Raw genomic sequence first — 20,627 nt, forward strand, 5'->3', positions numbered from 1 at the left:
TGAATATTAATCAAAGAGAAAAAACGATAACGATAAACAATACCGTCTAGGGGGCAACGGACAGCTTCGACACCACCCGGCTGACACCGCTAACCCCACGGGCAATACCCACTGCACGATCGGCGATGCGACGACTGGCGACCTGCCCATAGAGGGTAACGACATTACGATAAGTACTCACCTGGATGTCCGCTGCACTGAGCAGACTATCACTGCGATAACGTGAGCGGATGCTCGAGGTGATGGCACCGTCTGTACTGATTTGTGCATGACTGCGATCCGTGTTCGACCCCTGATACGTCCCCGGTTGTGTGTTACCCACCAGGGCACCTGCGCAACCGCTCAGGCCCATGATCATAATTACACTACTTAGTATGAGTAAACGTGTTGTCATCTTGCCAAACCCCTTGTTCATGGCTTACCCCAACCACCGCCACCCGGCGTGCTGATGCGGATCCTGTCACCGGCTGCAACCCACAGGCTGACCTTACCCGCCACAATCTTATCATTGTAACGGTTCTCACCGGCCTGTCCTGCCTCGCCGTCGGCCACGCCCCAGGGACGATGCCGCCGCCGTTCCGTCAGCAAGGTTACCGAAGTCGGTGCCAAAAATTCATATTCACGCACCAGGCCATCACCACCCCGGTGCTGCCCGCTACCCCCCGACCCCTCTCGGACCGCGTAACGATTAATACGCAAGGGATAGTGCATCTCCAACACCTCGATGGGTGTATTCAGCGTGTTGGTCATATGCGTTTGCACGGCACTCAGGCCACCGCCCTGCTGACCCGCGCCCATGCCGCCGCCGAGGGTCTCGTAATAGTCCCACGGCTGCTCGCCGCGTGCGCCCATGGCGATGTTGTTCATACTGCCGTGACTGGCCGCCGGGATGCGCTGCGGGATTGCCTGCGCCAGTGCCCCCATAATGACATCGACCACCCGCGTGCTGGTCTCGACATTGCCTGCCGCGACCGCGGCCGGGCGCTTCGCATTGAGCAAACAACCTGCCGGCGCGCTGAGGCGGATACTGCGAAAGCTGCCGGCACAGGCCGGCGTATGCGCCGGCATCAGGCAACGAAACACGTAGTAGACCCCGGCCGCGGCGACCGACAAGGGGCAGTTGATGTTGCCCGGCGTCTGCGCGGCCGTGCCGGTAAAATCCACTGCGATGTCATCACCGCTAACCGTAAGCGTGGCGATAATCGGCAAATCTTCATGGCCGAGGCCGTCATCATCCATGACGTCCTCGAAGCGGTACACACCATCGGGGATGTCACTCAAGGCACTCCGTGCCAGGCGTTCGGCATAGTCATTCAGTTCCACCAACCCCTGCGCAAAAGACTCGCGACCCAGGCCGCTAACGAGTTCCTGCAGGCGGGCAAGACCGGCCTGGTTGGCACTGATCTGTGCAGCGAAATCGCCGCGCGCCTGCTGTTCGTGCTGCAGGTGACCGATAATGTGCCTAAACAGGTCTTCATCAATATTGCCGCCACGCAGCAATTTTGACGGTGGGATGATCAACCCCTCTTCCTGCAGGCTGTGGCTGATCGGCATCGAGCCGGGCGAGTCGGCACCGATGTCGGCATGGTGGGCACGGTTGACGACGAAGGCCATTAACTGCCCATCAATAAATAGCGGTGCAATCAGGGTCACATCGGGCAGGTGGGTGCCACCAAAGAAGGGGTCGTTGAGCACGACCATGTCACCGACATGCCAATCCACCTCGGCGACGATATCGCGCATGGCAAAGGCCATGCTGCCCAGGTGCACCGGGATATGCGCGGCCTGTGCGCATAACTCACCCGCGGCATCGAACACAGCACAGGAAAAATCCAGACGGTCTTTTATATTCGGTGAGAAGGCCGCACATTGCAGGCGTGCGCCCATCTCCTCGCAGACGGCCTCGATACGGCTGGCAAATAAAGTCAGTTCAACGGCATCCATGCGAGCAAAGTCTACACAGAGTTGGCCGGGGCGGACAGGGCCGCTCATCCTGGCGAAATAAAAGCCGTTTAACCGTATTGCATTCGCTACCCGCTGGATTATAATGGCCCACTAATTTGCTAAGTTATTCAATAAGAAAGGGGATCCATCCATGAATCCATTAAAGTCTATCCCGGGTACGATTATTTCAGGTGTCATATTGGCCCTCATTATGGTCTTCGTTATGAAGGGCGAAGCCGGAACAGGCAACCCTATTGAGTGGACCATCTGGTTCCATGCCATTGTCGGTGTCCTCTGGATCGGCCTGCTGTACTACTTCAACTTCGTTCAGGTTCCCGGCGTTGGCCAGGCCCTTGCCGAAAAAGAACCCGGTCCAGCGGCTATTAACAAGTATATCGCCCCACGCGCCCTGGCCTGGTTCCGCTGGGCCGCCCTGCTGACCTGGCTGTCTGGTGCTGCTGCCCTGTGGAAACTGGGTATCCTGCACGCCGCCTTCACCCTGCAACCTCACGCTGCCGTTATCGGTGTCGGTGCCTGGTTGGGTACTATCATGCTGCTGAACGTCTGGGGCATCATCTGGCCTTGCCAGAAGCGTATCCTCGGTATGAAGGAAGCCTCACCGGAGAAGATTGCCAAGTGCAAGGTCTGGGCGCTTATGGCCTCACGTACCAACACCCTGTTGTCAATCCCGATGCTGCTGGCCATGACCGCCAGCACCTTCCACAACGGTGGTATGCCACTGTAAGCTCTCTGGCAGGGTCTGAATGCGAAACCCGGTGCCTCGGCACCGGGTTTTGTCTTTTCAAAGCAAGTATTAAATGGCTTGATTTATAGTCATTTAGGTTTAAAATTCAGTCTTTATCTTGATGGCGGTGCCCTTGTGGGACTGCCTTTTTTGTTTTTACGGACACGATGATGATGGATGCACTCATGAACACCTACACCCGCCTGCCGGTAAACTTCACCCGTGGTGAAGGCGCCTGGCTGTGGGACAGTGAAGGTAACAAATATCTCGACGCGCTCGGCGGTATTGCCGTCTGTGGCCTCGGCCATGCCCACCCGGCCGTGACCAAGGCCATTTGTGACCAGGCCGCGACGCTCGTACACACCTCGAACCTGTATGGCATCGAGGTGCAGGGCCTGCTGGCAGAAAAGCTCACCACGCTTTCTGGTTTGCAGCGTGCCTTCTTCAGCAACTCCGGCGCCGAGGCCAACGAGGCCGCGATCAAGATCGCCCGCCTCTATGGTCACAAAAAGGGCATCGCCCAGCCGAACATCATTGTTGCCGATGGCAGTTTCCATGGCCGCACCATGGCCACCCTCTCCGCCACCGGTAACCGCAAGGTGCAGGCCGGCTTTGAGCCACTGGTACAGGGCTTCATCCGTGTGCCGTATAACGACCTCGGGGCAATCCGCAACGTGGCCAGGAACACCGATGGCGTCGTCGCCGTACTCGTTGAACCGATACAGGGCGAAGGCGGGATCAACATCCCCGCCGCCGACTACCTCAACGGCCTGCGTGCGATCTGTGATGAAAACGACTGGTTGCTGATGCTGGATGAAATACAGACCGGTATGGGTCGCTCCGGTAAATGGTTTGCCTTCCAGCACAACGGCATCCAGCCGGATGTCATGACCCTGGCCAAGGCACTCGGCAATGGTGTGCCTATCGGTGCCTGCCTGGCCGGTGGCAAGGCCGCCGAGGTCTTTCAACCGGGTAACCATGGCTCGACCTTTGGCGGTAACCCGCTGGCCTGTCGCGCGGCATTGGCCGTGATTGATAGCATCGAACAGCAAGGCCTGATTGAGCGCGCCAACGTCCTCAGTCAGAAATTCCTTGATGGCTTCAAGGCGCGGCTCGGCGATAACGCCCATGTGGTCGATATCCGTGCCCAGGGCCTGCTGCTGGGTATCGAACTCGATAGCCCCTGTGCGGCGCTGGTAGGCGAGGCCCTGGCGAATGGCCTGCTGATCAACGTCACCGCCGACAAGGTCATTCGTCTGCTGCCACCACTGATCATCAGCGACGCCGAGGCCGACATGATCATTGACAAGGTCAGTAGCCTGGTTGAAGCCTTTGTTGCCGAGCAAGCGACCAGCGCAGCAGTGTAAGGAAACGTATCATGGCCGTCAGACACTTTTTAACCCTCCTGGACCTGGCACCGAATGAGGCACAGGCGCTGATCGATCGCGCCATTGAACTCAAACGCCAGCACAAGACCGGTGATGTTCTTTACGAACCGCTGAAAAACAAGGTGCTGGGCATGGTCTTCGAGAAGTCCTCGACCCGTACCCGTGTCTCCTTTGAAACAGGCATGGCGCACTTCGGTGGCCAGGCGATCTTCCTCTCGCCGCGCGATACCCAGCTCGGCCGTGGTGAGCCGATAGAAGACAGTGCCCGCGTCTTGTCACGCATGGTCGATATCATCATGATCCGGACCTTCGAACATGAAAAGATCGAACTGTTCGCCGAGTACTCACAGGTGCCCGTGATCAATGCCCTCACCGACAGCTATCACCCCTGCCAGCTGCTCGCCGATGTGCAAACCTACATCGAACACCGTGGCTGCATTCAGGGTAAGACCGTGACCTATATCGGTGATGGCAACAACATGTGCCATTCCTATATTAATGCCGCACAGCTATTTGACTTCAAACTACGCATCGCCTGTCCACAAGGTTACGAACCGGATACAACGATTGTCGAGGCTGCCGCCGACCGCGTCGAGGTCATGCGTGACCCGCTTGCAGCCAGCATAGGCGCCGACCTGGTGGTCACCGACGTCTGGGCGAGCATGGGCCAGGAAAACGAGACCGACGGTCGTGCCCGGGCCTTTGACAACTACCAGGTCAATGCCGAGGTCATGGCACAGGCCCATGACAATGCCCTGTTCATGCACTGCCTGCCTGCACACCGTGGTGAAGAGGTCACTGCCGAGGTCATTGATGGCCCGCAGAGTGTGGTTTGGGATGAGGCGGAAAACCGCCTGCATGCGCAAAAGGCCCTGCTCGAATTCCTCATGCGTTAAACCTCCGGTTTAATAGTTTTGCTTAAAGCCTCTATACTCAACGCATGAAACCACTTCTCGAACTCAAGGACATCGATTGCCGCTATGACGACAGGCCGGCAGTCAGCGGCCTGTCGATGCACGTCAACGAGGGTAATATCATTTGTCTGCTCGGGCCCAGTGGTTGCGGCAAGACCACGGTGCTGCGCGCCATCGCCGGCTTCGAACAAATTCATGCCGGTAGTATCACGCTGGCGGGAAAGCTCCTGTCCTCGCCTACGGTATCCGTGCCCCCGCACAAACGTAACCTCGGCATGGTCTTTCAGGACTACGCCCTGTTCCCGCACATGACGGTGTGCCAGAATATTTGCTTTGGCCTGCGTGGTCTGTCGAAGCTAGCCATGAAAACCATAGCCGAGGATATGCTCGAAGTCGTCGGTCTGGGTGGTTATGGCGACCGTTATCCGCATGAACTTTCCGGTGGCCAGCAACAACGCGTGGCCCTGGCGCGCGCCCTGGCACCGAACCCCGATGTCATCCTGCTCGATGAGCCCTTTTCCAATCTCGACGTGGAATTGCGTGAACGCCTGAGCATCGATGTGCGTAACATCCTCAAGGGCCAGGGCATTACTGCCATCCTCGTCACCCATGATCAAAACGAGGCGTTTGCCATCGGTGATCAGATCGGCGTCATGCATGAGGGCCGCATCATGCAATGGGATACGCCCTACAACCTCTATCACGAACCGGCCAACCGCTTTGTCGCCGACTTTATCGGTCAGGGTGTGTTCCTGCCCGGTGAACTGCTCGCCCCGGATACCATCAAGACCGAGGTCGGCAACATTAGTGGCAACCGTGCCTACGAATGGCCACAGGGCAGTCGGGTCGATCTGCTGCTACGCCCTGATGATATCGTCCCCGATAGCAACAGCCCCCTGCTCGGCAAGGTCATCAACAAGGCCTTCAAGGGTGCCGAGATCATGTACACCCTGCAACTGCCTACCGGCAGCCGCATCCTTTCCATGTTCCCGAGCCACCATGACCACAGCATCGGTGAAGAGGTCGCCATTCGCATCGCCGCCGATCATATGGTGGCCTTCCCGCACAAGGCCTGAAATCCGCACAGACTTGCGTTAAACTGTGAACCGTAGCACTCTTTAAACCCTGTATCTGCAACTACAATACCTTTCAGTTATTCCGAATAATAATCTGGGCATCCGGAAGGAGAACGTCGTGAACAGGTGGTTATTTTTTATCGTCCTGCTGCTGGGAAGCACACACCTCATCGCCGATACCCGTTATGTGGTCGATGAACTCATCATTACGGTGCGCAGTGGCCCCAGCAACCAGCATCAGATCGTCAAACTGATCCGCTCCGGCGCCAGACTCAATGTCCTCGAAGAGGTGGAAAACGATGGCAAACAGTATGCCCACGTCCAGGCTGGCGAGATGCAGGGCTGGGTATTATCCCAGTACCTGAGCACCACCCCAATCGCCCGCGATGCACTTGAGGCAGCACTCAACACCACCGAGAAATATCGTGAAGAGAACACTCGCCTGAAAAAGCAACTTGCCGAACTGCAGCGCGCACGCACTACTGTGGAACAACAACGTGATCAGCTCAAGCAGAGCGCGCAAAAAATGGATCAGCAACTGCAGCAACTCAGGCGTGTCTCTGCCCGGCCACTGGACATCGAGAAAAACAATGAACAACTGCGTGACGAACTCGCTACGCGTCTAAGCGAGGTCAAGCTGCTAAGTCAGGAAAATGTCAGGCTGAAAAGCCGGGCTGAACGCAACTGGTTCATGGTCGGTGCCGGGGTCGTGTTTATCAGTATACTGTTCGGCATCATTATCACCCGCATCCGCTGGCGTCGTAATTCTGACTGGAGTGGTAGCTCGTTATCACTATGACATTGATGAATGATGAATGCAGGGTGCGCTTGCGCACCCTGATTTGATTGCCAGAATTAATATCAGTTCCTGTTTTTATTTTTCTGGTGCGCAAGCGCACCCTACTACATTCAGCAAGCCGTTCCCGGCCAGTCACTTCGGGCTCCTGCCCTCACGTGACATTCGTACGTCCATGTACATCATCCATGGCCTTCACGGCATAAGTACATCCTTGTACAAATCATCCATCTCGAGCGGGACACTCGGCGCGGCTGAACAGGACATTCACGTTCAACCAGAGCCCGTCTTTCACTTCATGCTGTTTTATCTCTTCGAGGTGCCTGCTGCGCAGCCGCGCCAGGGCATCGGCCGGTAACTGCATAAGCAGCCCGCGCAGGGCCGTGTGCCAGAGCACCTCCCACCACTCATCGACGTTGCGCAGGTGATAACCCATATTCTTCTCACTGACCTCTATATTTTCATAGCTGGCCGCAGACAATAATTCCTCGCAGGCCTGTTGCGTTGCGACATGCTGCAGGGCATCCAGGCCAAGGTCTGGAATCTCGCCTTGCAAGTGGCCAAGGAAATTATCCATCAATGGCTGAAAGGCGTCTTCGGCAAAGGTGGTGAGCACGATCGGTGCGCCCGGTTTCATGACGCGTTGCCAGCCACGCAAGGCCTGCTGCATATCGGGGAAAAAGAAAATACCGAAGGAACACATGAGGGCATCGAAGTAGTCATTACGAAACGTCAGCTCCATGGCATCCATTTCCTGCAGGTCGATATTGTTGAGGCCGGCTCGTTGTACATTGGCGAAGGCCTGGTCGAGCATGCCGGCAGAGATATCGATGCCCTGCACACGCCCCTTCGGGGCGATCAGGCGCGCTGCCGAGAGTGCTGCCACACCCGTTCCCGTGGCCACATCCAGCAACCGCCAGCCCGGTAACGGGCGCAGGGACTCGATCATGCAGTCGGCACTGAAGGGGAAAAAACGCAATGCCTCACGGTCATAGCCCCCGGCGACGACATCAAAAACATGTGCCGTGCGCGCCTGTTGTTCTTCCAATTGCATACCAACCTCATAGAAATTTTATATAAATCAGTAACTATAGCCAACTTGTGCCCTACGCTGGCAGGGCAGTATAATTAGACCTCATTCTTTCTGTTGTAAATCATATCATGTCAAACCTAAACAATAGCCCCTTGCTGTTAAGCGAGGCATTACGCATCCTCGACAAATGGCGTATTGAACACAGCGCCCAGTTGCAACTGCTCGACCTGCCGGACATGCACCCGCGTATACTCAAGCGTATGCGTCGCGGTGACGGCGTGGTTGAGGAAGACCCCGGCCAGATGCAGCGGATCCACAGCATTTTTGAAATTCACCATACCCTGCAGACCTTGTACCCGCATAACGGTGACATGGCAGACTACTGGGTGACCACACCCAATATACAACTGCAGGAGCGTAGCCCGCTTGAGGTCATGCTTGCTCACGGCCATGATGGCATGCAGACCGTGGCCGACCAACTCACGGGTAACAGCTGGTAAAACCGATGCCTGACAAGACTCCGTTCACTATCGAGGCCATAGAACTCGGGCCGATGGAGAACTTTGTCTACCTCATTGAAGACAAGGCCTCTAAACGTGCGGCCGTGGTCGACCCCGCCTGGGATGTCGACGCCATCATCCAGCGTGCCAAAGAAGCTGGCGTGACGATCACCGACATCCTCCTCACGCACAGTCATTACGATCACATCAACGGTATCAACGCGGTGCTCGAGCACTATGATGCACAGTTACACCTGCTCAAGGCCGAGGCGCAGTTTTGGAACAGCGAACTCGAACATCCCAGCCTGCATCATGGCGGCGACATCATCCAACTCGGTGACACCGAAATAAAGGTGCTGCATACGCCCGGTCACACACCCGGCTCGGCCTGTTACCAGCTCGGTGACGATTTGATCACCGGCGACACCCTGTTTGTCTTCGGTTGCGGCCGCTGTGACCTGCACGGGGGCGACCCGAATGTCATGTACAACACACTAAAGAAACTTGGGAAACTACCGGCCTGCACCTGCATCCACCCCGGGCATAACTACGGTGACAAAACCGTCTCGACCATGCAGGAGCAGCTTGAGGGTAATCCGTTCATGCACTTCGACAAGGCCGGGGAGTTTATCGATTACCGCATGCATGAACACGATCGTATCCGCAGCACGCCTTACCACCCCGTGTTGAAGCGCTGATCTTTTAATAAAACGCCCAACGCAGAGACGCGAAGGCGCAAAGGAAGTAAAAAATATTCTTTCTCTCCGGCGAGAATGAAAATAAAAAATGTTAGGAAAGTAGTTAGAACCTTGAGTAAAACAAGTGGTGCCAGCCACAATAATTATTTTTCTCTGCGTTCTTCGCGTCTCGGCGTTGGGCTTTTAGAAAATTCATCAACCTCTTTTCCGTTTCTTGTTCTGGTGCGCCTTGATATAAGGCAATAAGGCTTCCGCGGGAATGTCCTCGATCGCACCGTAATGGGCTATTGCTTCGTTGAGCAGGGCATGAATATCACTAATAGGCTGTTCCGTTTCTTTTACCAGCACCTGCAGGCCCTGCAACCCCCCGTGCTGTACCCTCATCAACTTGCCATGGGTCAGGCTATCCGTACCTTTGACATACTGCAGGGCAAACTGCGCGGCATTAATCATATGTTCGAGAAGCTGTTCGCACTGTCCAAAGGCATCCGGCGAGGCACAGGTCACGCTGCACCCCGTTGGCAGGTGTGCCATGGCAGCCTGACTGCAGCGGCAGCCACTGCCAAGAATGGTTTTACGAAAGGGGCAATGGGCGCGGCTCATCGATTATGCGCCACATAACATTCAGGACAGGGCACGATAAAAGAACGGTGCCCACAAACCAATCAAGACCAGCAGCACCATGCCTTCCAGCTTAAAGATAAAGGCAAATTTTTTCCGTGCCTCACCCTCACTATCTGTCTGAAAGACACGGCTCATGAGCATGTCGAGCAGTATGCCAAACACCAGCATAAACGACACCACCGGGGCCAGTACATCCGGGAACAGCCCCCAGCCCTCAAGACGAATCTCGTCATTGGTGAACGGGATAAAGGCTATGCAGATCACCGCGGTGGCAATCAACATCGTCCGTAATTCACCTATATAGAGCATAAAGGCCTTTAGCTGTTGCATAATGACTTCCCGGATTCTGAGTACGTAGTGACACAGTTTACCGTGTTACGCGGTAAAAATACTCCCACTCACCGACATCCAGCGCCCGCAGGCAGTTCAACAGGGACTCATTCGGCACGGCCTCGCTCTCGTGTACGCCCCAGATGTGCACGCTGGTCCGTGCCACGGCCGCCGTCCGCCGCCAGTTCAGGGCTGTGTAGGCGTGCTCCTGCCCGCAGTGCTCGCACTGCCAGCACATGCCCTCGCTCACGGTCTGCCAGGGGCTAATCGTCAGTTGCCCGCCCTGCTGGCGCTTGCGGCAGGAAGGACAGCTCGGTGCACCCAGGTTATCACCGGCCAGGAATAAGGGCGCATCGGCAACTAACAGGGAGACATGACAAAACTCGGTATCATACTCCTGCCCGGCCTCGGCCGGTTGCAGGTTGATATGTGGGCTGCAACCGAGAAAACTCACATGCTCGATAAAGCGCTCCCCGGCAAAGTAACGCTTCTCACCCTCGATCATAAAGGGCTCGGCGATAAAATCGATTCCGCGCAGGGCCTCTTCGAGGACCCTCTCGGATACTACCGTCGTCGATTCTCGTGGGTACAACACCAGGCGGTTATCGGCTAAGCTGGACATGGTGACTATTAACCTGCGTGACACATAAAGACCGGATTATAGGATGGAACCCCAATGCAAAGGAAACTGACTGTCCCCCTCGGCCGCTTGCTGTTTGGTCTGCACCTGTTACTGGCGGCCGTGGTGCAGGCCGAACCCACGATCACCTTCCTGCCCGCAGAGGGCAAGGGCATTCTCTGGCAGCTCGATTCCCCACAGGGCAAGACCAGTTATCTGTTCGGCACCATCCATGTCGATGACCCGCGCATCACCAACCTGCACCCGAGTATCAGCCAGGCCATCGCCCGCTCGCGCTCCATGACCCTGGAGCTCGTGCCCGACCCACAGACCCTGCGCGCCTCGATGATGCGCATGTTCTTCTCCGATGGCCAGACCCTGCAACAGGCCATTGGTGACAAGCTCTACAAGGAGGCCAGCCAGGCCATGGCCGGGCACGGTATGCCACCGCAGATGGTCGCGATTATGAAGCCCTGGGCGGTGATGATGACCCTGAGCGTGCCAAAGCAGAAAAGTGGCGAGTTTCTTGACCTGAAACTCTACAACATCGCCAGCCAGCGCGGCATGCAGACCCACGCCCTGGAGAGTTACGAGGAACAGCTCTCCATATTCGATTCCATGAGCCCCGCTGACCAGAAGAAGATGCTCGCCCACACCCTCGCCGATCTCGACCAGCTCCCCGCCCAGTTTGAAAAACTGCGCCGTGCCTGGCTGGATCGGGATCTCGCACAACTGGAAAGAATCAGTAATGAACAACTACCAGGCGATGACCCGGCCGCTGAGCGATTCATGAACAAACTGCTTGATGAACGCAACCAGAAGATGCTGCAACGCATGCAACCGAGGTTGAGAGAAGGCAATGCCTTTATCGCCGTCGGCGCCCTGCACCTGGCCGGTGAACAGGGCCTGTTGAACCTGCTCGAACGGCAAGGTTATATGATAAAAGCGATCTATTGATAAAGAGCTGTATTAATTCTTACAACGCAAAGACGCAAAGACCACTAAGGAAACCAAAAATAAAGCTGTCATCTCCTTCACATCTTTGTATCCTCTGCGCGAAGCACCGAATGTAGGGTGCGCTTTGCGCACCATGGTCTGCTCGCCGATATTAATATCCGTTCCTGTTTCATTTTCCGGTGCGCAAAGCGCACCCTACTGAAAATCAATTACGCAGAAAGAACGCCGTATTACTCTTCATCCAACTTACTTGTTTACATTCATCAATCCAGTCAGTCTGCGTCGGCATTCTGGGCCACCATGGCGATCTCATCGCCATCCCGCAGCACGGCGTAGCCACCGACCGGCTTAATGGCCGTAATCGAGACATTTTCCTTGCCGAACAGAGTTGCCCGGCATCACGCGCATCGGCGACCGGTGAACATACATGCAGGTACTCACAGGGCAGACTGAAGACCTTGCCATCAACAAATGACACCTCCAGTATGCGGCAGGCCTGGTGCAGCGTAAGCTCGACCGGTAACGGCCTGTGGTCTTCTTCACCCCTGTTCATACCCAATAATTCAATGATAAACAGTTAGTTACATGCCAGACCGGGCCGCGCCACCGCGATGACTGAACTTTTCTTTGAATATTAATGAGTTACCCAACAGGTGGGCAAACTTTATACAATGCGACACATTTTTCAGAGTAATTTAGTAAGTATGTAATATTCTAATATTGCATGTTGGACGCGTAGTCTCTACAATTTGCACCCTGATTATTAACACCATAGATTCATAATCTTGCTTAGGAGAAATTTATGGAGCAAAGCTATTACGACACCGTTACTGCCATGGAAAAAGATGGTATTGACCCGGAATACATGGACGGCTGGATGAGCGGCTATCTTCAGAACCCTCTTCGTGAAGAGCAGCGCATCACTGAAGCCTACCAGGCAGGTTATGATGACGGTCAGGAAAAGAAGACTGACAACATGGGTAAGTATAAGAAATAAGTTTCTTTCCCATGTTGGTTAAAAAGGCAGCTTAGGCTGCCTTTTTTATTGCTCGTCCAATAGATTGGTGATTTTGGTAGATTGGTGATTTTGGTGATTAATGATTGGCATGCAATCTTAGCCTATCGACCATCATTATAGGGTCTCAAGTAGGGTGCGCTTTGCGCACCAGAAAATAAAAACAGGAACGGATAGTGATTCTGGCGAGCAAACCATGGCGCGCAAAGCGCACCCTACGACTCACAATGAACACGAAGGGTTCTGTGAGCCAGGCCATCATCAATTACCCTTACGCCTTTCGTGAATCAGCCACAGCACGGCGGAGAGTATCAGGCTGGCCAATACGGTGATCACCAACAAGCCCGGTTCGACGCGGTGCACTGGCGGGGTCTGCAGCATGCCCCTGACCAGGTAGACCGTCAGTGCCAGCGGTGGCAACAGCGGCAGCACGACCCAGTAGCGAAAACGCCCCTGCCAGACCTGCCAGCCACGCAGCGGCAGGTAGAGCGCAAACAAGGCGCAGGCCATAAATACCGTTCCAGTAATGTAGATCACGTTTCCTCCCCACTTAACTAACTGTTTCTCAAAGAATATAGTGCCTGAACTCCGCCTCGACAAGCCACTCGGCTGTGGTATCCTATGCGACCTTTTTCCAGTAATGCGGTTACCAGCATGGCACAGCCACTCTTCAAAGTCGTCTTTGTAAACCAGTCCAGGGTCTACGAGGTCTATGCCCGCCAGGTTCAACAGAGCAGCCTGTTTGGTTTTATCGAGATCGAGGAGTTCGTCTTCGGCGAGCACAGTGGCGTGCTCATCGACCCGAGCGAAGAGCGCCTCAAAGACGAGTTCGGTGCCGTCAAGCGTAGTTATATCCCTATGCATGCGGTAGTACGTATTGACGAGGTCGAAAAGCGCGGCACCGCCAGGATCGTCGCCTTTGATGGCAAGGCCGAGGATGTCTATAGTTTCTCCGCCAGCCCCGCTGCCCATACGCCGGGCAACAAACAGGACTAAACCGATGGCCTACAACAAACTGGAAAAGAAACTTCTCCACTACATGGGCAAGGCGATTGCCGACTACAACATGATCCAGACCGGTGACCGGATCATGGTCTGCCTGTCGGGTGGCAAGGACTCCTTCACCTTGCTGCAACTGCTGCACAAACTGGCCCTGCGCGCGCACAAGAAACTCGAGGTATTTTCCTTCACCCTCGACCAGAGCCAGCCGGGCTGGGACGACAGCAGTCTGCGTGACTGGCTCGATGACAAGGGTTTTAATTACGAGATCCTCACCCGTGATACCTATTCGGTGGTCATTGATAAGGTCCCGGAGGGCAAGACCTATTGCTCGATGTGTTCACGCCTGCGCCGCGGCAACATCTACACCTATGCCGAGCGCAACGGCTTTGTGAAGGTCGCCCTCGGCCACCACCGCGATGACATGATTGAAAGCCTGCTCATGTCGATCATGTTCAGCGGCTCGGTACGCTCGATGCCACCGAAACTGCTCACCGACAACAAGAAGCATATCGTCATTCGCCCACTGGCCTACTGCCAGGAGGCCGACATCGCCGAGTATGCCGAACAACAGCAGTTCCCGATCATCCCCTGCAACCTCTGCGGCACACAGGAAAACATGACCCGGCAAAAGGTGAAGGAACTGATTCGCGGCCTCGCCAGTGATAACCCGAAGATCCCCGGCAACATCCTCGCCGCCATGGGCAATATCAGCCCCAGCCAACTCATGGACCACGCGCATTTTGATTTCAAGGGTCTGGAAGAGGAATTACTCGACGCCGTAGAAGGCATCGACCTGCTCAAGCAGGGTTAGGGGTCAGACAGACGCCTGGCCTATTTCCACAGGTCGACGGTCTTGCCGGTCGCGCGGATACGGCCGGCACGGTGCTCGATATAACGCTGGAAACTGCCCTCGGTCTTGTAACCACCCGATAACACATAGTCGAATACCGACTGCACGTGGAAGGTCTTGAGGAAGGCCTCAATGCGGATGACCTCCTTGCCGCCATCAAACAGCACTACCGAGGGCGCATAGGCGATATTCAGTTTATCCGCCCACTGCCTGGCCGTGGTCTTCTCCCCCGTCGGCGTCAGCAACGGGGTATCGGCATGGCGGTCGAGCTGGATGACGTGGAAACCGTTAATGACCGCCAGCGTGTCCGGGTCTTTCAGTGTGGTTTGATGCATCCGGTCGCATTCGCTACAGCCAGACTGCTCAAAAAACACGGCCACGGGTCTTTCGCCCTTACTCAGGCTCGCCAGGTCGTAAGGGGGGTTACTAAAGAACGCTTCGCTGTTGAGGGCCGCGTGGACCTTTGGTGTGGTGAACTGCTGATAATACTCCGCAAAAGTCATGCGGGTTTCGTGTTTCTCGGCGACATAACGCAACACGTGCATGAACTTCGCCGGGTCATAGTAGCCGTTAATGCGGAGGATGACCTTGCCCTGCTCGTTAAAAAACAGGATGGTCGGCGTAAACCAGACCTTGAGGCCGGCGGCATAGGTCTTTTCGTTATAGTCCTTGCCATCAAGGTCGACCACAGAACGGTCACCCCACATGTTCATGTCGATAACATCGAAGTGTTGCTGGGTATAAGACACGACTTCCCGGCTCTGGGTGAAATTGTCATTCACCAGCTTGGCGCAGTAGGGACAGCCATCCTGGTGGAAATACAGCATTAAGCGCTTGCCGGACTCGGTGGCCTCTTCGACGTCGGCCCTCACATCCAGAAAGGACTGTTTGAACCAGCTGGGCATATCGACAAAGTGCGCGCCTTTAAACTCGCCACGTTTCGGCGCGGCGGCGGGGGCCTCTGCGGCGAAGACCGGCAGCCCCAGGGTCAGTATCACGATAAAGACAAACAGGTTTCGCATTGTTTCGCCCTCGTCACGCGTTGTTGCAGAGTATGGCAGAGCCGACTGCCGACGCAAGGGGGTATCAATACCGATGCCTAGCGAGTCTCCTCCTCTGCCTCATGCATGACCTTATCCGCCTCATCCTTCATGTCCGGTATCACCTTGCAGGCCGGCGCATAACTCGCCGGCAGGTGTTCACGTATCTCCGGCATACAGATGATATCCACCGTCACCAGGCCCGAGCACTTGGTAAACTGGATGGCCGTGCTGCCGTCATAGGCCACCATATATTTCCGTGGCCAATTACCCGCCGGAGTCTCCAGCAGCAGGTGCTTGGCGTAGACATTCTTGTTGCCGGCGCGAAGTTTTTCCAGTTTGCCCAACGAGGCCTGTATATAGGACACCCCGCGTAAGGGGTCGGTCGCCCTGTCCCAGTTAAAAGGATAGTCCTTATTGTATTTACGGAACAGGCTTGCGCGGGTCTTGGAATCGGCACGACAGGACTCCAGCAAGGTCCTCAATGCAGCGGAGACCTTGTCCTGCGTGGCCTCGTCGAGGCTGACCTTTTTCCCCTGGAGATAGATCATGGCCTCCGCCGGAGTCGCGCCGACCTCGTCGATGAGGTCAATCATATCGGCCAGGGAGGCCGCCGGGGGCAATAATGCCGCACACAGGCCCATGACTTGAAGAATTCTATATGCCACAGCAACTACCCTTAATGGCCCTGCTGGAATGAGGGCTTCCCTATCTATATCGTCAGATCGCCGGAATTATTTAATATTCAGGGCCGCCAATAGCGGTAGCCCTCCATTTGCAGGCGGATCATCTCCACCGCACCGGCCGGGACAAACTCGACTTCAAGGGGAAAATCGTCGTCTACCAGCTCACTGGCACGCATGCTGATACGACAGGCCTTGAATACCACACCACGGCGGTTCAGGGCCGCGAGCAGTCCGGCCGTTTGTTCATTATTTTTCAATAGCGATAATATCCCGCCCTCATAGGCCACTACCTCAATGTGCACCTTGTCTTCGCCGATATCATCCAGCACCTTGGCAATCTGTAATAAGGCACGGCGATGCGAGAACCCCTCGCCGGAGCGCGTCAGCTGCATAACAAAGGGGACTGGCGCCGTCGTGTCGGCGGGTGCCGCCCAGAGGGTGTCGGAGACAAACATCGTCGGCATCACGATGACCAGCATAGCCAGAATTCTTTTCATAGACGGTGTCCTGCTCATTCAAGGTTGGGTATGACGGGCAATACGCAAAAAAACCACGGCATCAAGGCCTGACAGGCCATAGTGCACCAACCGTATCCATCTGGCCGTTTCAGGCCGGCACGCCCTCGTCGGCGGCTTAATAGTCCAGCCTGTAGTGCTTCCTTATTTTCTCCACCTCTGCCCGTTGCGCGTTAAGAAAACGGTTGAACAGCCTGATCAATTCCGGGTGGCGTGTCGAGGCCAGCAGGAAATCTCCACGGGTAGAGGGTACGGAGGTATCAAACACCAGGGCACCGGGCCGCTTAAGCACCTCGCGCAAGATGTACTCACCCACCGAGCGTTCGACGTAGGCCGCATCACTGCGGCCATCAAGGGTTGCCCGCAGCACATCAGCAGTGGTGTCGAATGCCAGGAACTCGACAGTGCCGGCATTGCGTTGGGCCTCGTAGCCGGTGGGGGTAAAACCGCGCAGGATGGCAATACGTTTCACCGCCACCAGGCCCGCACCACGCCGTTGCGGGCGCACCATCAGACCTTCGACATAGGTCACCACCGGCTGGCTATACGCCACACGGGCACCATGTTTCTGCCCAGTATGCCAGGCCGGATTGGCCGGGTACTTGAGATCGACTGTTCCGGATAGCAACGCATCGAACAGGCGGTTTACCGTCAGGCCCCGATACTGCAGCGTCACACCGGCCCACCGGGAGAAGGCATCCAGCAGGTCCCGGCCATAGCCACTGTAACGGCCATCCAGATAGCGATAGTGGGGAAAGTAATCCTCATTCTCGACACCCACCACGTAGCCGGCCGGCTCATCATCCGCGCGGACACTCTGCCACGGCAGGCCAACAAACGTGAGGATAAACGCCACAAGCAGCCAGCGGTGTTTCACTGTATTCCACAGCATCTTATTTGTGCGCTATAGGTTTATCCGTGAAAAGATAGTCCTTTAACTCTTTATCCATAGCCGGGTCCTGTCGGCGTATCCACTCCAGAACCATGGCGGCATGTTCTTTTTCCTCGTCTCGGTTATGCGCGAGGATTGCCCTTAACTCAGCATCTTTACAGGCATCCACCCGCTGGTTGTACCAGTCGACGGCCTCCAGTTCTTCCATTAGGGATGTAATGGCGCGATGCATATCGCGTGTTGCATCAGTCAGCTCATCAATGGGTTCATGGTAACCTTCATTTGACATGGTTCTCTCCTGTAAATAACCTCATGGTGTCTACTTTTCCTCGCCAGACCAGTCATCTAACGATAACCGCTTGAGCGCCGGTTAGGGCCTTTATACCCTAAATTTTTCATAATTACCTGGCAACGCTGAATTTATCATTTCCCATGCGCCATTCTTAGTAACTTCGCAGGAATCGAACACAAATGGAACCGGCGTCGCCCTGCGCAAGTCGTATTCTCGCATGAGTTGAAAGTGCAGATGAGGCTGGATGGTGTTACCCGAGTTGCCCACTTTGCCAATTAACTCGCCCGCCCTCACGCTCTGTCCTTCACTTACCGTCATACTTCCCTGCTGTAGATGTGCAAATACCGCGAGCACACCGTCTTCTGACTCTATCACGACGTAATTACCCAAGAAATAGCCAACATCTTTGTTCCGGAGTCTTCTGGCCAGCACCAAACCCTTAACCAGGTCGTGTACCAGGTTCAGATAAATCCTGTCAGGGGCGGTATTTTCGGCTTTAAGCACAAGCCCGCTAAAGGGAGAAAACACCTCTTTGCCCCATGCATAGGTGTCTGTCACGCGTAGTTTATAAAACAGGTGTTGCAAGACCCTGAGGCGATTATATGGCGCACCCTGCGCATTCACGGCGACGAAGTCTTTTGCATCAGGATGGTGTCCGGGCGGGTTCATAAATGACCAGGTTCCCTTCACCGGGCTGTGAATTCTAACGGGGCGCATGCATGTCACTATTCAGGCATCACTATTATACCAACAGGCAGGTGTTTTTCGCGCGTCTGACTGAGTCGCTCATTAAACACCCAACAGTATATTATTGCCCAGCATTGCTACGCTAAATCCCAGCACAGCCCCTAAAGGTGGCGCCCAATGACGTTGCATACGCGACTGGGGGGCAATATCCTGAAAAATTAAATACAGGATCCCGCCGGACGCAAACAACATTGTTGCACCCAGGAGCAGGACGTTATGACTAAAATATACCCAGCCGAGAATGGCGATAACCGGTCCTAATGGCACAAGCAATAACATAAAAACAAGGATTTGCCGACCGTTAAACTGTTGCGTAGAACGTAATTCACGGTAAGCATTAAATCCTTCAGGGATATTTTGTAACCCTATAAATAATGCTAGCAAGGGTGCGGATTGGGCGCCTATTGCGAAGGCACCACCTAAGGCCAATGACTCCGGCACATAATCCAACAGCATTGCAGTAAATTGTGGCTTTTCCCGACGCCGCGTCCCCAGGAAACGTTCCAGGGCAAAAAAACAAAGCCCCCCAGAGAGCAAAAAGATCACACTTAATACAGCGTGATCGACATATTCAATACCCTCCGGCACAAGCACCAAAGCGACGGCGGCAACTAAAATACCGCCGCCAAAAGCGATAATAGAATGCCGAAACTCATTTTCCAGCCACCCGGGGCGAATCCGTTCAATCTTCGCAAGCATTCCCCCCAGCGGAATGCATGCGCCTGCACCCAGGGTATACAGAATTATTTTTATCACATCATCCATTTTTCGTGGGTAGGTCGGGTATATAACGGCTAGGCTGAGGGTTTTGTTACTGCAGAGTGTCGCGCAGCGGAACGACGCGGTAACAAGTCCCTCTCTAGCCTTTTGTTAGGCGAGGGCATATTTCAATTTTCTTTCTATCGACCAGTCTTGATTGGCAGAAAGATCTTGGTTTCTAATTTTTCTGGCGGTGTTTGATCTGGATCGTTCAAATACATTTCGTATGCTACCCCAGTTGCCTCATAGCCACTATCTTTAATCCATTTGAAAAGCGCATTGTATGTAGATTCTACGTCACTATATGGACCAATATGAAGACAGGATACTGATTTCCCGCTTGGTGTTTCATTAGAGTGTATGTTGTCTCTTCCCGTAAGATTCGTGGAAATAGGAAAGCCAAATTCCACATCTAAGTCTTGCATATCCATATTGTAATATATAGCAAATGGAGGTCCTGCAGGCTGCGCCTGAACTTCCCCTAGATACTGAGCTATCTCGCCATACCCTTTGCCAAAAATCTGCGGCAAATCTTCTGCGGCAGCTCTCATACGAATTGACAATGCAGGCTGGGGGGCAAGTTCCACAAGTTCACATCTAAATGACATTTTCTTTCCTCCTTTATAACTACTCTCTTTGAGTGTTATTCGCCTAACGGTTGAGTTAAATAGCAATTAACTGTGAGCAAAGCGAGCGGTTAACTGTCCAAGTTGCGCGTTTTTTGCGCAGCGGTTTAAGTGACTTGTTATGTGTTAATTGCGCCATAATTAAATTTATAAGGACTATCCTTTTTGAACCCCATTTTTTCATAAAAACCTGATGCGCTAGTATTTTCGTTAGCTACTAGCCAAGCCCTGGCATTTTTTCCGTTACCCGCACTATTTAATAATGGTTTAGCAATGCCTTTATTTCTATGTTTTATTGAAACAAATAGCTCTTGAATATATACCAATGTTTCAGATTGCCAAGGATATGAATATGAAAATATTGCACCAACTATTTCATTATTGATAATTGCCACGAAACAACCAGATGGCTCTATTTCATAAAATCTTTTGATATAATTGTATGCATCAGCATGCTTCCAGTTTTCTTCATACTCTGGTTCAGCATAAACTTGTGTTAACAAGGATGCACAAGTTTTTATATGTTCTGTTAAGCAAGGCACTATGTTCATGTTTTTATTTTTACACATAACGTTTTAG

28 protein-coding genes are annotated in these 20,627 nt (G+C 54.3%); 11 read left to right on the forward strand and 17 right to left on the reverse strand.

Annotated features, from left to right (window positions below; translation table 11 throughout):
• Window positions 1-46: 46 nt before the first annotated feature.
• Complete coding sequence (locus EL386_RS11105) at window positions 47-415, reverse strand: BON domain-containing protein (RefSeq protein WP_126456211.1); 369 nt, start codon at window positions 413-415, stop codon at window positions 47-49.
• Window positions 412-1,944: a hydantoinase B/oxoprolinase family protein gene (locus tag EL386_RS11110; RefSeq protein WP_126457339.1), complete on the reverse strand. Its 1,533-nt coding sequence runs from the start codon at window positions 1,942-1,944 to the stop codon at window positions 412-414. The genes EL386_RS11105 and EL386_RS11110 overlap by 4 nt, the downstream gene beginning before the upstream one ends.
• A 151-nt stretch (window positions 1,945-2,095) precedes the next feature.
• Between EL386_RS11110 and EL386_RS11115 the strand changes: the two genes are divergently transcribed.
• The 5 genes from EL386_RS11115 (at window position 2,096) to EL386_RS11135 (ending at window position 6,866) form a co-directional block, all read left to right on the forward strand.
• Window positions 2,096-2,689, forward strand: a complete 594-nt coding sequence (locus tag EL386_RS11115) for a urate hydroxylase PuuD (RefSeq protein WP_126456212.1) — start codon at window positions 2,096-2,098, stop codon at window positions 2,687-2,689.
• A 170-nt stretch (window positions 2,690-2,859) separates the two neighbouring features.
• Window positions 2,860-4,056 carry an acetylornithine transaminase gene (locus tag EL386_RS11120; protein WP_126457340.1) on the forward strand — a complete coding sequence of 399 codons (1,197 nt, stop codon included), beginning with the start codon at window positions 2,860-2,862 and terminating at the stop codon, window positions 4,054-4,056.
• Between the two features lie 11 nt (window positions 4,057-4,067).
• The gene (gene argF / locus EL386_RS11125) at window positions 4,068-4,973 is read left to right on the forward strand and encodes an ornithine carbamoyltransferase (RefSeq protein WP_126456214.1); all 906 of its coding nucleotides are present in this window, start codon (window positions 4,068-4,070) and stop codon (window positions 4,971-4,973) included.
• 44 nt (window positions 4,974-5,017) lie between these two features.
• Window positions 5,018-6,067: an ABC transporter ATP-binding protein gene (locus EL386_RS11130; RefSeq protein ID WP_126456216.1), complete on the forward strand. Its 1,050-nt coding sequence runs from the start codon at window positions 5,018-5,020 to the stop codon at window positions 6,065-6,067.
• A 118-nt stretch (window positions 6,068-6,185) separates the two neighbouring features.
• Window positions 6,186-6,866: a TIGR04211 family SH3 domain-containing protein gene (locus EL386_RS11135; RefSeq protein ID WP_172597711.1), complete on the forward strand. Its 681-nt coding sequence runs from the start codon at window positions 6,186-6,188 to the stop codon at window positions 6,864-6,866.
• Window positions 6,867-7,086: 220 nt separating this feature from the next.
• Here the strand turns inward: EL386_RS11135 and EL386_RS11140 are convergent, their stop codons facing one another.
• Window positions 7,087-7,917 carry a class I SAM-dependent methyltransferase gene (locus tag EL386_RS11140; RefSeq protein WP_126456220.1) on the reverse strand — a complete coding sequence of 277 codons (831 nt, stop codon included), beginning with the start codon at window positions 7,915-7,917 and terminating at the stop codon, window positions 7,087-7,089.
• Window positions 7,918-8,024: 107 nt separating this feature from the next.
• On the opposite strand from EL386_RS11140, the gene EL386_RS11145 reads away from it, so the two are divergent.
• Entirely contained in the window at window positions 8,025-8,396 is a 372-nt protein-coding gene (locus tag EL386_RS11145; RefSeq protein WP_126456222.1) for an antitoxin Xre/MbcA/ParS toxin-binding domain-containing protein, read from the forward strand.
• Between the two features lie 5 nt (window positions 8,397-8,401).
• Window positions 8,402-9,094 carry an MBL fold metallo-hydrolase gene (locus EL386_RS11150; RefSeq protein WP_126456225.1) on the forward strand — a complete coding sequence of 231 codons (693 nt, stop codon included), beginning with the start codon at window positions 8,402-8,404 and terminating at the stop codon, window positions 9,092-9,094.
• 195 nt (window positions 9,095-9,289) lie between these two features.
• On the opposite strand, the gene EL386_RS11155 is transcribed toward EL386_RS11150, so the two are convergent.
• The 3 genes from EL386_RS11155 to EL386_RS11165 are packed head-to-tail and all read right to left on the reverse strand — an operon-like array spanning window position 9,290 to window position 10,670.
• Window positions 9,290-9,697, reverse strand: a complete 408-nt coding sequence (locus EL386_RS11155; protein WP_126456227.1) for a hypothetical protein — start codon at window positions 9,695-9,697, stop codon at window positions 9,290-9,292.
• A gap of 21 nt (window positions 9,698-9,718) precedes the next feature.
• A complete protein-coding gene (locus EL386_RS11160; RefSeq protein WP_126456229.1) occupies window positions 9,719-10,048 on the reverse strand; it encodes a hypothetical protein in 330 nt (109 codons plus the stop codon).
• Window positions 10,049-10,085: 37 nt separating this feature from the next.
• A complete protein-coding gene (locus EL386_RS11165) occupies window positions 10,086-10,670 on the reverse strand; it encodes a hypothetical protein (protein WP_126456231.1) in 585 nt (194 codons plus the stop codon).
• A 54-nt stretch (window positions 10,671-10,724) separates the two neighbouring features.
• On the opposite strand from EL386_RS11165, the gene EL386_RS11170 reads away from it, so the two are divergent.
• Complete coding sequence (locus EL386_RS11170) at window positions 10,725-11,624, forward strand: TraB/GumN family protein (protein WP_126456233.1); 900 nt, start codon at window positions 10,725-10,727, stop codon at window positions 11,622-11,624.
• Window positions 11,625-11,829: 205 nt separating this feature from the next.
• Here the strand turns inward: EL386_RS11170 and EL386_RS11175 are convergent, their stop codons facing one another.
• Complete coding sequence (locus EL386_RS11175) at window positions 11,830-12,177, reverse strand: gamma-butyrobetaine hydroxylase-like domain-containing protein (protein WP_126456235.1); 348 nt, start codon at window positions 12,175-12,177, stop codon at window positions 11,830-11,832.
• A gap of 249 nt (window positions 12,178-12,426) precedes the next feature.
• On the opposite strand from EL386_RS11175, the gene EL386_RS11180 reads away from it, so the two are divergent.
• Complete coding sequence (locus EL386_RS11180; protein WP_126456236.1) at window positions 12,427-12,621, forward strand: Alvin_2107 family globule sulfur oxidation protein; 195 nt, start codon at window positions 12,427-12,429, stop codon at window positions 12,619-12,621.
• A 279-nt stretch (window positions 12,622-12,900) separates the two neighbouring features.
• Here EL386_RS11180 and EL386_RS11185 read toward each other — a convergent pair whose 3' ends face one another.
• Window positions 12,901-13,176: a hypothetical protein gene (locus EL386_RS11185; protein ID WP_126456238.1), complete on the reverse strand. Its 276-nt coding sequence runs from the start codon at window positions 13,174-13,176 to the stop codon at window positions 12,901-12,903.
• A 117-nt stretch (window positions 13,177-13,293) separates the two neighbouring features.
• Here EL386_RS11185 and EL386_RS11190 point away from each other — a divergent pair, with 117 nt between their 5' ends.
• Both EL386_RS11190 and ttcA read left to right on the forward strand, forming a co-directional pair.
• Window positions 13,294-13,635 carry a DUF1820 family protein gene (locus tag EL386_RS11190; protein WP_126456240.1) on the forward strand — a complete coding sequence of 114 codons (342 nt, stop codon included), beginning with the start codon at window positions 13,294-13,296 and terminating at the stop codon, window positions 13,633-13,635.
• A 4-nt stretch (window positions 13,636-13,639) separates the two neighbouring features.
• Complete coding sequence (gene ttcA / locus EL386_RS11195; RefSeq protein ID WP_232020198.1) at window positions 13,640-14,452, forward strand: tRNA 2-thiocytidine(32) synthetase TtcA; 813 nt, start codon at window positions 13,640-13,642, stop codon at window positions 14,450-14,452.
• 20 nt (window positions 14,453-14,472) lie between these two features.
• On the opposite strand, the gene EL386_RS11200 is transcribed toward ttcA, so the two are convergent.
• The 9 genes from EL386_RS11200 to EL386_RS11240 all read right to left on the reverse strand — a co-directional run bounded on the left by EL386_RS11200 (window position 14,473) and on the right by EL386_RS11240 (window position 20,599).
• Window positions 14,473-15,513, reverse strand: coding sequence for a thioredoxin family protein (locus tag EL386_RS11200; protein ID WP_126456244.1), 1,041 nt, complete (start codon window positions 15,511-15,513; stop codon window positions 14,473-14,475).
• Window positions 15,514-15,590: 77 nt separating this feature from the next.
• Window positions 15,591-16,199: a hypothetical protein gene (locus EL386_RS11205; RefSeq protein WP_126456246.1), complete on the reverse strand. Its 609-nt coding sequence runs from the start codon at window positions 16,197-16,199 to the stop codon at window positions 15,591-15,593.
• Window positions 16,200-16,276: 77 nt separating this feature from the next.
• A complete protein-coding gene (locus EL386_RS11210; protein ID WP_172597712.1) occupies window positions 16,277-16,714 on the reverse strand; it encodes a DsrE family protein in 438 nt (145 codons plus the stop codon).
• A gap of 136 nt (window positions 16,715-16,850) precedes the next feature.
• Window positions 16,851-17,624 carry a substrate-binding periplasmic protein gene (locus EL386_RS11215; RefSeq protein WP_126456250.1) on the reverse strand — a complete coding sequence of 258 codons (774 nt, stop codon included), beginning with the start codon at window positions 17,622-17,624 and terminating at the stop codon, window positions 16,851-16,853.
• Window position 17,625: 1 nt separating this feature from the next.
• Entirely contained in the window at window positions 17,626-17,913 is a 288-nt protein-coding gene (locus EL386_RS11220) for an encapsulin-associated ferritin-like protein (RefSeq protein WP_126456252.1), read from the reverse strand.
• A gap of 90 nt (window positions 17,914-18,003) precedes the next feature.
• Window positions 18,004-18,585 (reverse strand): M23 family metallopeptidase, encoded by a 582-nt coding sequence (locus EL386_RS11225; RefSeq protein ID WP_172597713.1) that lies wholly within the window; start codon window positions 18,583-18,585, stop codon window positions 18,004-18,006.
• Between the two features lie 120 nt (window positions 18,586-18,705).
• Window positions 18,706-19,428, reverse strand: a complete 723-nt coding sequence (locus EL386_RS11230; RefSeq protein ID WP_126456256.1) for a ZIP family metal transporter — start codon at window positions 19,426-19,428, stop codon at window positions 18,706-18,708.
• A 134-nt stretch (window positions 19,429-19,562) separates the two neighbouring features.
• On the reverse strand, window positions 19,563-20,030 hold the full coding sequence (locus EL386_RS11235; protein WP_126456258.1) for a GyrI-like domain-containing protein: 468 nt from the start codon (window positions 20,028-20,030) through the stop codon (window positions 19,563-19,565).
• A 137-nt stretch (window positions 20,031-20,167) separates the two neighbouring features.
• The gene (locus EL386_RS11240; protein WP_172597714.1) at window positions 20,168-20,599 is read right to left on the reverse strand and encodes a GNAT family N-acetyltransferase; all 432 of its coding nucleotides are present in this window, start codon (window positions 20,597-20,599) and stop codon (window positions 20,168-20,170) included.
• Window positions 20,600-20,627: the final 28 nt, after the last annotated feature.

The sequence above is a fragment of the Sulfuriflexus mobilis genome, assembly GCF_003967195.1.
In the GTDB taxonomy this organism is placed as follows: Bacteria; Pseudomonadota; Gammaproteobacteria; order AKS1; family AKS1; genus Sulfuriflexus; species Sulfuriflexus mobilis.

What these genes read in the sequence shown, in the direction of transcription:
- EL386_RS11105 (WP_126456211.1), bottom strand. Translation starts at nt 415, where the DNA reads ATGAACAAGGGGTTTGGCAAGATGACAACACGTTTACTCATACTAAGT.
- EL386_RS11110 (WP_126457339.1), bottom strand. Translation starts at nt 1,944, where the DNA reads ATGGATGCCGTTGAACTGACTTTATTTGCCAGCCGTATCGAGGCCGTC.
- EL386_RS11115 (WP_126456212.1), top strand. Translation starts at nt 2,096, where the DNA reads ATGAATCCATTAAAGTCTATCCCGGGTACGATTATTTCAGGTGTCATA.
- EL386_RS11120 (WP_126457340.1), top strand. Translation starts at nt 2,860, where the DNA reads ATGATGGATGCACTCATGAACACCTACACCCGCCTGCCGGTAAACTTC.
- argF (WP_126456214.1), top strand. Translation starts at nt 4,068, where the DNA reads ATGGCCGTCAGACACTTTTTAACCCTCCTGGACCTGGCACCGAATGAG.
- EL386_RS11130 (WP_126456216.1), top strand. Translation starts at nt 5,018, where the DNA reads ATGAAACCACTTCTCGAACTCAAGGACATCGATTGCCGCTATGACGAC.
- EL386_RS11140 (WP_126456220.1), bottom strand. Translation starts at nt 7,917, where the DNA reads ATGCAATTGGAAGAACAACAGGCGCGCACGGCACATGTTTTTGATGTC.
- EL386_RS11145 (WP_126456222.1), top strand. Translation starts at nt 8,025, where the DNA reads ATGTCAAACCTAAACAATAGCCCCTTGCTGTTAAGCGAGGCATTACGC.
- EL386_RS11150 (WP_126456225.1), top strand. Translation starts at nt 8,402, where the DNA reads ATGCCTGACAAGACTCCGTTCACTATCGAGGCCATAGAACTCGGGCCG.
- EL386_RS11155 (WP_126456227.1), bottom strand. Translation starts at nt 9,697, where the DNA reads ATGAGCCGCGCCCATTGCCCCTTTCGTAAAACCATTCTTGGCAGTGGC.
- EL386_RS11160 (WP_126456229.1), bottom strand. Translation starts at nt 10,048, where the DNA reads ATGCAACAGCTAAAGGCCTTTATGCTCTATATAGGTGAATTACGGACG.
- EL386_RS11165 (WP_126456231.1), bottom strand. Translation starts at nt 10,670, where the DNA reads ATGTCCAGCTTAGCCGATAACCGCCTGGTGTTGTACCCACGAGAATCG.
- EL386_RS11170 (WP_126456233.1), top strand. Translation starts at nt 10,725, where the DNA reads ATGCAAAGGAAACTGACTGTCCCCCTCGGCCGCTTGCTGTTTGGTCTG.
- EL386_RS11175 (WP_126456235.1), bottom strand. Translation starts at nt 12,177, where the DNA reads ATGAACAGGGGTGAAGAAGACCACAGGCCGTTACCGGTCGAGCTTACG.
- EL386_RS11180 (WP_126456236.1), top strand. Translation starts at nt 12,427, where the DNA reads ATGGAGCAAAGCTATTACGACACCGTTACTGCCATGGAAAAAGATGGT.
- EL386_RS11190 (WP_126456240.1), top strand. Translation starts at nt 13,294, where the DNA reads ATGGCACAGCCACTCTTCAAAGTCGTCTTTGTAAACCAGTCCAGGGTC.
- ttcA (WP_232020198.1), top strand. Translation starts at nt 13,640, where the DNA reads ATGGCCTACAACAAACTGGAAAAGAAACTTCTCCACTACATGGGCAAG.
- EL386_RS11200 (WP_126456244.1), bottom strand. Translation starts at nt 15,513, where the DNA reads ATGCGAAACCTGTTTGTCTTTATCGTGATACTGACCCTGGGGCTGCCG.
- EL386_RS11210 (WP_172597712.1), bottom strand. Translation starts at nt 16,714, where the DNA reads ATGAAAAGAATTCTGGCTATGCTGGTCATCGTGATGCCGACGATGTTT.
- EL386_RS11215 (WP_126456250.1), bottom strand. Translation starts at nt 17,624, where the DNA reads ATGCTGTGGAATACAGTGAAACACCGCTGGCTGCTTGTGGCGTTTATC.
- EL386_RS11220 (WP_126456252.1), bottom strand. Translation starts at nt 17,913, where the DNA reads ATGTCAAATGAAGGTTACCATGAACCCATTGATGAGCTGACTGATGCA.
- EL386_RS11225 (WP_172597713.1), bottom strand. Translation starts at nt 18,585, where the DNA reads ATGAACCCGCCCGGACACCATCCTGATGCAAAAGACTTCGTCGCCGTG.
- EL386_RS11230 (WP_126456256.1), bottom strand. Translation starts at nt 19,428, where the DNA reads ATGGATGATGTGATAAAAATAATTCTGTATACCCTGGGTGCAGGCGCA.
- EL386_RS11235 (WP_126456258.1), bottom strand. Translation starts at nt 20,030, where the DNA reads ATGTCATTTAGATGTGAACTTGTGGAACTTGCCCCCCAGCCTGCATTG.
- EL386_RS11240 (WP_172597714.1), bottom strand. Translation starts at nt 20,599, where the DNA reads ATGAACATAGTGCCTTGCTTAACAGAACATATAAAAACTTGTGCATCC.